General features: G+C 39.1%; 7 protein-coding genes. All 7 read left to right on the top strand.

Going from position 1 to position 7,755, the window contains the following annotated elements; genetic code table 11:
* Positions 1 to 126 precede the first annotated feature (126 nt).
* Positions 127 to 567, top strand: coding sequence for a hypothetical protein (locus MNV_RS09595; RefSeq protein WP_143311718.1), 441 nt, complete (start codon positions 127 to 129; stop codon positions 565 to 567).
* A gap of 2 nt (positions 568 to 569) precedes the next feature.
* Positions 570 to 1,421, top strand: coding sequence for an FKBP-type peptidyl-prolyl cis-trans isomerase (locus MNV_RS09590; protein WP_096205579.1), 852 nt, complete (start codon positions 570 to 572; stop codon positions 1,419 to 1,421).
* 729 nt (positions 1,422 to 2,150) lie between these two features.
* Positions 2,151 to 2,333, top strand: coding sequence for a DUF7521 family protein (locus MNV_RS21520; protein ID WP_456303693.1), 183 nt, complete (start codon positions 2,151 to 2,153; stop codon positions 2,331 to 2,333).
* Positions 2,334 to 2,427: 94 nt separating this feature from the next.
* Positions 2,428 to 2,787, top strand: coding sequence for a winged helix-turn-helix domain-containing protein (locus tag MNV_RS09580; protein ID WP_096205575.1), 360 nt, complete (start codon positions 2,428 to 2,430; stop codon positions 2,785 to 2,787).
* Between the two features lie 216 nt (positions 2,788 to 3,003).
* Entirely contained in the window at positions 3,004 to 5,151 is a 2,148-nt protein-coding gene (locus MNV_RS09575) for a hypothetical protein (protein ID WP_096205573.1), read from the top strand.
* Positions 5,138 to 6,256 carry an IPT/TIG domain-containing protein gene (locus tag MNV_RS09570; RefSeq protein WP_179293917.1) on the top strand — a complete coding sequence of 373 codons (1,119 nt, stop codon included), beginning with the start codon at positions 5,138 to 5,140 and terminating at the stop codon, positions 6,254 to 6,256. Before MNV_RS09575 ends, MNV_RS09570 begins: the two co-directional genes overlap by 14 nt.
* Positions 6,257 to 6,364: 108 nt before the next feature.
* Positions 6,365 to 7,726 carry a cytochrome c3 family protein gene (locus tag MNV_RS09565; protein WP_096205569.1) on the top strand — a complete coding sequence of 454 codons (1,362 nt, stop codon included), beginning with the start codon at positions 6,365 to 6,367 and terminating at the stop codon, positions 7,724 to 7,726.
* Positions 7,727 to 7,755 lie beyond the last annotated feature (29 nt).

Genomic DNA, 7,755 nt, shown 5'->3' with positions numbered 1-7,755 from the left:
TAACACTTGTTTTACTATTATTTCGGATATAATAAAAACAATAAAAAGTTAAAAGGAAAAATAAAGGAGTGACATGAATCTAATAGAAAAAATAGAAAAAACGGACATCTAATAATCATAAGCTTTGTGGCACTCGTTATTATCGTATTAATTGCAATGGATATTTATAGTGAGAATAGCGAGCCTGTTATTAGAGTAAATATGACTTTGATAGAAAATAATAGTGAACAAATAGAAATAGAAAGTATTGACTTAAAACTGGAAAGTACTATTCACCCGAGTATATTTGAACCCAGTGTATCTGAACCTGATATACTTGAACCCAGTATATCTGAACCTGATATATCTGAACATGATATTTCATCAATCATCGGGATTGTTACATTAGAAGGAAATCCTTTAGGTTTTGGAACAACGAAGTATTATGGAACAGGAAGATATATCTTTGATGTAGGTTTCGAAGGATACCACCCAAGGAAAAACGATGAGATACGTTTGTCGATAGTAATAATTGATAAAAATAAATATGTAATAGGATATTTCGTAAGAGATTTGATGTGGAGGTAAAAATGAAAAAAGTATTATATTTATTCGTCACAATGTTATTACTCAGTGGTTGTATCGATAAAAAAATAAATGATGGTATAAAAGAAGGAGACCTTGTCACAATAGATTATACGGAGTTTTTAAATGAGAGCATAATCGATACGACAATAGAAAAAATAGCAATAGATAATAATATCTCGAAAAAGGAGTTCAAACCCCTGATATTCAAAGTTGGAGAAAAGGCAGTTATCAAAGGGTTAGAAGAGGGAGTAATTGGAATGAAGCTGGGAGAATCTAAAAATTTAACAATTCCACCTGAAAAAGCATATTTAAAAAATCCTGAATTAATAAAGATTATCCCGGTAACACAAAAATTAGAATCGACAAGAACTCTTGAAAAAGTCTTTGAAATCCCGGCTACACGGTTTGAATTTGAGTTTGGCGAGAATCATAAAACTGGAGATGATGTCTTTATTCCAGAGACCAATGTACGTCTTACAGTTCAAAATATAAGCTCTAATGTGTCTCTATCCTACAATCTAACTGTCGGAGATATCATCAGATTAGCTCCATATAAAGAGAAAGTCGTAAAAATTGATGAGAACAGCATTACTTTAAAATCTGAAGCAACAAAAGGCGAAATTATTCAATTAAAAGGGGCTGCATGGAATTCTACTGTAGTTGATATAGACTCGAAGAATATGACCTTGAGACACAATTATATCCCGGATACAAAAATAAGGACTACATTGGGGGCCATGAACGTCCATTTTAACGATACCAACATAATTATGGATTTGAATAATGAGCTAGCCGGTAAGACTCTGGTTTTTAATGTTACAATTAGATCAATATCCAAGGAAGATACCAAATAAATATAAAACCAGTATGGAAATATTTATAGTGTAGAATAAAGCGGAGGTTAAAAGACCTCCGCTCCTCCTCTAACCGAACGGACGGTTATCTCGTATTCGTTTTTCATCTAGCTTTTTTTCATTGCAGGAAATGGATATTTTCATAGCAAACTTAAAAATGTCTTATATGGTAATCCGTGATAATACCTCACCGGGTAAAAAAGGTCAATGACTTAATAAAAACAAGGATAAAACTTCCAATAAGCAGAGCAGGAAAAAGGATAAGATATCAGGTCGTGTACGTCTATGATTTAAATACTATTATAATTTTCATAGTAAGAATTGCCTATGTCTTTTTCAGGGATAGGTACTCTGATTTCAAAGTGTACCCTTGTTTTGCAGTTTTTGCAGGCGGGCTTTCTCTATTCTCTTATAGCGAAGCTCGGAAATAACCGTAATCTCCATGAGAAATAAAACTATTGTTTAAAGCCGCTGCCAACATCGCTATATTAGATGGAAATCTAAATATTTACAATTATAATAATAACGACCAAAGAAAAAACTATTTATAGGATAAAGCCTAACGAACGTATGCTATGAATGGACATGGGACAGGGATTATTCAAATATCAGTAAGTAACTGCTTAAAACCGGAATCCCTGTAGAGTCTCAGATTGCTCTGAGATTATAAAAAAATAGAAAAAATGAGATAATAGGATATAAAAAATTTTGATACCTTAGGTGAAAAACATGTTGGGTATATTAATCATAGATATCATTCGTTTTACCGTGAGTTTTATCCTGCTCGTTATAGCTACTCGATCTTTCTTAAAAACAAGGATCTCTGCTATGTTTTACCTGACTCTGGGTTTTGGTTTAATAACATTTGGACACCTGTTATCTGACATTTATTTTTTAATGATAAAGATATGAATAAAATTTTCTCTGAAATATCTGACATACTGGGGTTGATCGCACTGATTATAGCTGTAGAAAAAAGCGCTGATTAAAGTAACTAATAACTAAAATGAGCCCAAAAACGAACAATGAAATGGTGTTTTTTCAATTATTGGCAGATAAATATTCCCGTGCAATTATGGCTCGAACCTCCGTAAAAGAATGTTCAGCCCTGCAGTTGAGCCGTGAGCTTAATATACCTTCTACAACTGTTTACAGGAAGCTGAAAATTCTGGAAGATGCAGAACTGATACAAACTGTAAAGACACTTATAGATCATGCGGGTAATGAGGAGAAGTATTATCGCTGTATAATCCGGGAAGTTACAGTGAAGTTCAAAGAGGATGGTTTTTTGGTCAGTGTTAAAAAGTTAGATTACAAAGATAAATTTGTAATTCTGTGGAAAAGGCTTTCCAAGCCTGAGGGCTAATTATCGGCATGAGAAGCACAGTATGCCTGATAAGATCGATTACCATCGGATGGCAATCGTCATCTCTTTTTATATACCAAAATTGCATTCAGTAATCAGGAATAGGATATTGTTAGTATTATTATAGACTTGGCGGAAGTTTTGGAAATATTAAATCTAGAATATTAAAGATGTAAAAATATAAGAAAAAAATATAAGTTAGGAGGACGTAATACGATGACCAAGAATCGAGATGAGGTAAAATATTCGAATTATATACAAAAAGGGTTATTATTAATTATTTTTTCGATATCTTTTATACCAATAGTTACAGCGGGCAATTATACAGGTGACTCCTCGACATGTAAGGCATGTCATGAAGTACAATATGGGCTATGGACAAACAGTACGCATACCAGTAAACTGATTACACGTGATGATGCCATGGCACGAGGATATCCCAATCCGCCTGGTGGCTATAGCTGGGAAAATGTGAGCTTAGTGATAGGGAGCAAATGGAAGATACGCTATGTGAACGATACTGGTTATATCATCACGACAGGCGGCAAGAACCAGTTCAATATAGATGATCAAATATGGACAGACTACAATAAGGATACGATCAAGAAATACAACTGTGGTCACTGCCATGGCACCGGGTATCTCAGCAACGTTTCAGATATAGAAAAAGAGCCATTTAAGACTCTGAGAGCACAAAGTAAGATACCGGCTGGTGTATACAATAACAGTTTAACGCCTGGTTTCGTGGGCTACTGGGCAGAGAACAGTATTGGATGCGAAGCGTGCCATGGTCCGGGAGAAGACCATGTAACCAGTCCGAACAAGCTTAACATAAGAAACACTTCAGTACTCAGGAATACTCCGGGTATATGCGGCGACTGCCACAGCAGACCAATCTCTACTTTATATGGAGAGTATCATAACTTCAAACCATATCCCGATGGAGTCAACAATACACTTCTAAGTGATACTCTCTATGATGACAGCCCAATGCCGACATACAATTACAGTCAAGTCGGAGGACATCATGAACAGTGGGAAGACTGGAAATCAAGTACTCATACGAATCAATCTGTAACCTGTGTTACATGTCATGGCGGTCACGGCGTCTCAAACCCAGCTTATGCAGGTGGACCTACCGGCAAGACAAAGTTCACAAATGGCAGTGTATATCCAGCAGCAGTCAACAAGACCTGCACGGATTGTCATTCAATAACACCAGCAAAACACGGCTATTATACCACCAATTCTGAATGTATTAGCTGCCACATGCCGATCAATAGAAAATCAGCAAATAAGATGGACCTTAGATCCCACTGGTTCAATGTAAATGCGCTAAAAAATAACAAGAATGGTGACCCGCATGCAACAGCTAATTTTGGTACATTAAAGAGTATTACTGAATCATGCACTACATGCCACAGTTCAGCCAATCTCAGCAAGCCAATAGATACAGCAAGTGCAGGCGTACATAAAGATGTAAACAAGTTAGAAGGTATTGGCCTTCTGAATAGCTCAGATTGCAAGTTATGTCATTATGATGCTTCAGCCAGCAGTATTTTCAGCCGTAACTGCGATGAATGTCATGTAGACCAGGTAATAACATCTCCGAAAGTGGACGAGCACACAAGCAGAAGCACGGACGTGGCAGTTACAGCGAGCTGTGCATTGTGCCATAATAACAGTATCAATAAATTCAAGTATAATAATAGTGCAAGCGTGAGCCATTATGGCACTGCTAATTCTTTAATTAATACCTCAAACTGCATCGACTGTCATAACGGTGCTTATACTGGGAATGCAAGCTGGGGTTCACCAGTAAATATTAGCACAAGCACAAAGAGGCAACATACAGAAACCCAGACAAGCCAGTGCGATTCATGCCATAAAGATGCAGGAGTTCAGACATTAGCTGCCGTAACTTTCCACAATGCGAGTGTGAAGACCGCATTACCACCACCAGTGAATCAGAATTTAGGCATTAAAGACTCGAAGTTCGATCAGTATCGTTCTTCGGCAACAAATCCGAACCAGACATTGTGCAGGGGCTGCCACCAAACAGGCGGAGACGCAACTGTTATACCAAATAGGCACCACAGACTGGTTGAAACAGGAAAGATTAATCCCGTTACCGGATTAGCATACGGTTGTAACAATTGTCACCCTATACTTTCTGGACCAACAGGACAATCCGTATTCAAAGAGAGAGAATGTCTCCAGTGCCATTCCGGTCTTAACTGGTCAAGGGTAGATCCAACAAATGCAACGAAAGGAAAAGTCAACATAAGCAGACCACACCACATCAATACTGCACCAGCTCAGGCAAGACAATGCAATCAATGCCACGGCAGTGTTCATAGCTAACTACGATGATGGTCACTATGTACCAGACTACGGCGCATCGCTTGTCACACCGACAACACACTACAAGGTCTATAATGCAACAAGTGGCAGATATTGGGGCGGTTGCTTCGCTTGCCACCAGGATACTACTGTTACAGACCCAGACCTTTTCGATTCGTATGATACACATCACACAGCAACCAACGGACAGGGAACAGGCGCATTAGATCATCAGGGAGATAGGACTCCTGGAGTGACTTGCAACTGGTGCCACACAACCTACTGGAATACAACAACAAATTCCGAGAGACCAATCGGTTATCCGGATGAACTGAAATTCGAAATCAGAAATAACACATTACTGAGCGTCGGCGATGCCATCAATGGTACGGGTTGTGAGAAGTGCCATGATGTTGGAACGATCCACAACATACAGAAAGACTATGGCAGCGGAACAGCCGGAAAGGGTCATATTGAGACCAACTGGGATTGCAACGGTTGCCATGCATACTGGGATGCCGGAGAAAGCGGCTTTGAAAATGTAATTGTCCCATCTGTATATTCAATTACAACAGACCCGGCCAAGCTAACAACTGGTGCAGGATTCACAATAACTGTGACTGGTTCCGGCTTCTTATCAGGCACAACTACCAATCCGATACAGGCATCTGTAGAGATTGACGGAGTCAGTTATTCAGGAACAGTAACCGATACCACGATAGTAGCAACCATACCTGGACTTACTGAAGGAGTTCACACTGTGAAGGTGAAAAAGACAGGAGATTATGACTGGCAGACTAAGTACAGTGGTGAACTATCCATTGTAGTCGTTGATCCAGTCGATGCAACATCAGCAACACTCGTAAAGACAGGACATGGACTAGATACCGTATACACCATTACTGTCTCTGGCAGTGGATTTGGCGACCAGCCTCCAGCAGAATTCACAGAACTTGGAGTGACTGTTGCTACTTCCGTTAGAGGCCAACCGGTAACGTACACTCTGGCTGTATCAAGCTGGTCTGACGCACAGATAGTAGGTACTGTAACCTCTGCAGTTGTTGGTGACCCGGTAACGGTAAATGCCCTATTCGGATCAGACACGGTGACATTGACGCAGGGCTGAAGAAAAGAGACAAAAAGAAAAGAGACAAAAAGAGGAATTAAAGAAGAAGGTTTTGATTCAAACCCTTCTTCTTTTTTAATTTTTAAAAATTAAAAAGGAGATGATAACATGAGAAAGATAATGTTAATATTAATTCCAGTTTTGGTTATTGCCCTAATCTGGACAGCATTTGCAAATGTACCACCACCGCCTGTCAATCAAAATGTATCTGCCTATGATACTTCAGTTACTGAACTTAAAGAGCAAAATTGCAGAGGCTGTCATACTCAAGGTGTACAAGACAGACATCACGGATTAGCACAAACTGGAGAATATTACTGTAAGAGTTGCCATCCTATACAGAACACACCTACAGGACAAAAAGTGTTATTAGATAGAAATTGCATAGATTGTCATAACGGATCGGCTTTCTTTGGTAATATAAGCGTAATTGCAGGAAGACCTCATCATAATACAAGCTGGGCACAAGCAAGGAATTGCAAACAATGTCATGGCGGTTTCGTAGATAACTACAATGATGGGCACTATATGCCAGACTATGGTGTTTCTTTGGTCACCCCAGATACCAGTTATAAAGTTATAAATTCAACCAGTGGAAGGAAATGGGGCGGCTGTGAAGCATGTCACGATGTGGATGCCAGTGCTATACCGCAAATATTACCGAACTTTAATACGCATCATAACACAATATTAGGTGTTACACAGGGATATCAGTGTGAATGGTGCCATATCGCACAGGGTACTGCTTTAGACATAAGAAAATGTGAAGATTGCCACAGCATATCAACAATTCACAATATAGAATATGACTATGCCAATAACAGTGCAAGAGCAGGATATGGCCATATAGGAGATAACTGGGATTGCAACGGTTGCCACGCATACTGGGACGCCGGAGAAAGCGGCTTTGAAGGAGCTATAATTCCCAACCTGGTTACAATAAATCCAATAAGGCTCACGACTAATGTCCCGACAACACTCACATTGGAAGGCAGCGACTTCTTAAGCGGTACAGCTACATATACAGCACAGGTAGTCATTGATGATGCGATAAATTTGACACCAACAACTGTGACAGACAGCAAGATAGTCGTAGATGTAACCCTGCCGGCAGGAGTTCATACCATAAAGGTAGTTAAGAACGGTGATTTCGTACCCAAGCCAAGTCAACTGAAATCATTAACTGTCGTAGACCCGGTCGATGTAACATCAGCAATCATAACTAATTTAGGAAATAACAGAATACCAACAGAAATAACTATAACCGGTATTGGATTCGGTGAGCAACCTGATCCCCTGTTTACTGACTTAGGTGTGTTTGTAAGTTCAAATAGAAAGACCGAAACGGCATCAATAGTTAGCTGGACAGATACGCAAATTGTAGCCACAGTTAAGACTTCAGTTGCAAATATTGGAGCCGATGTGACTGTAAAAGCTCTGTTTGGACAGGATACAGAACCACTTCAATAAATTAAAGATTTAAAGAAAGAGGATATCCT

The sequence above is a fragment of the Candidatus Methanoperedens nitratireducens genome, assembly GCF_900196725.1.
In the GTDB taxonomy this organism is placed as follows: Archaea; Halobacteriota; Methanosarcinia; order Methanosarcinales; family Methanoperedenaceae; genus Methanoperedens; species Methanoperedens nitroreducens_A.
This window is presented reverse-complemented; position numbering and strand designations above follow the sequence as displayed.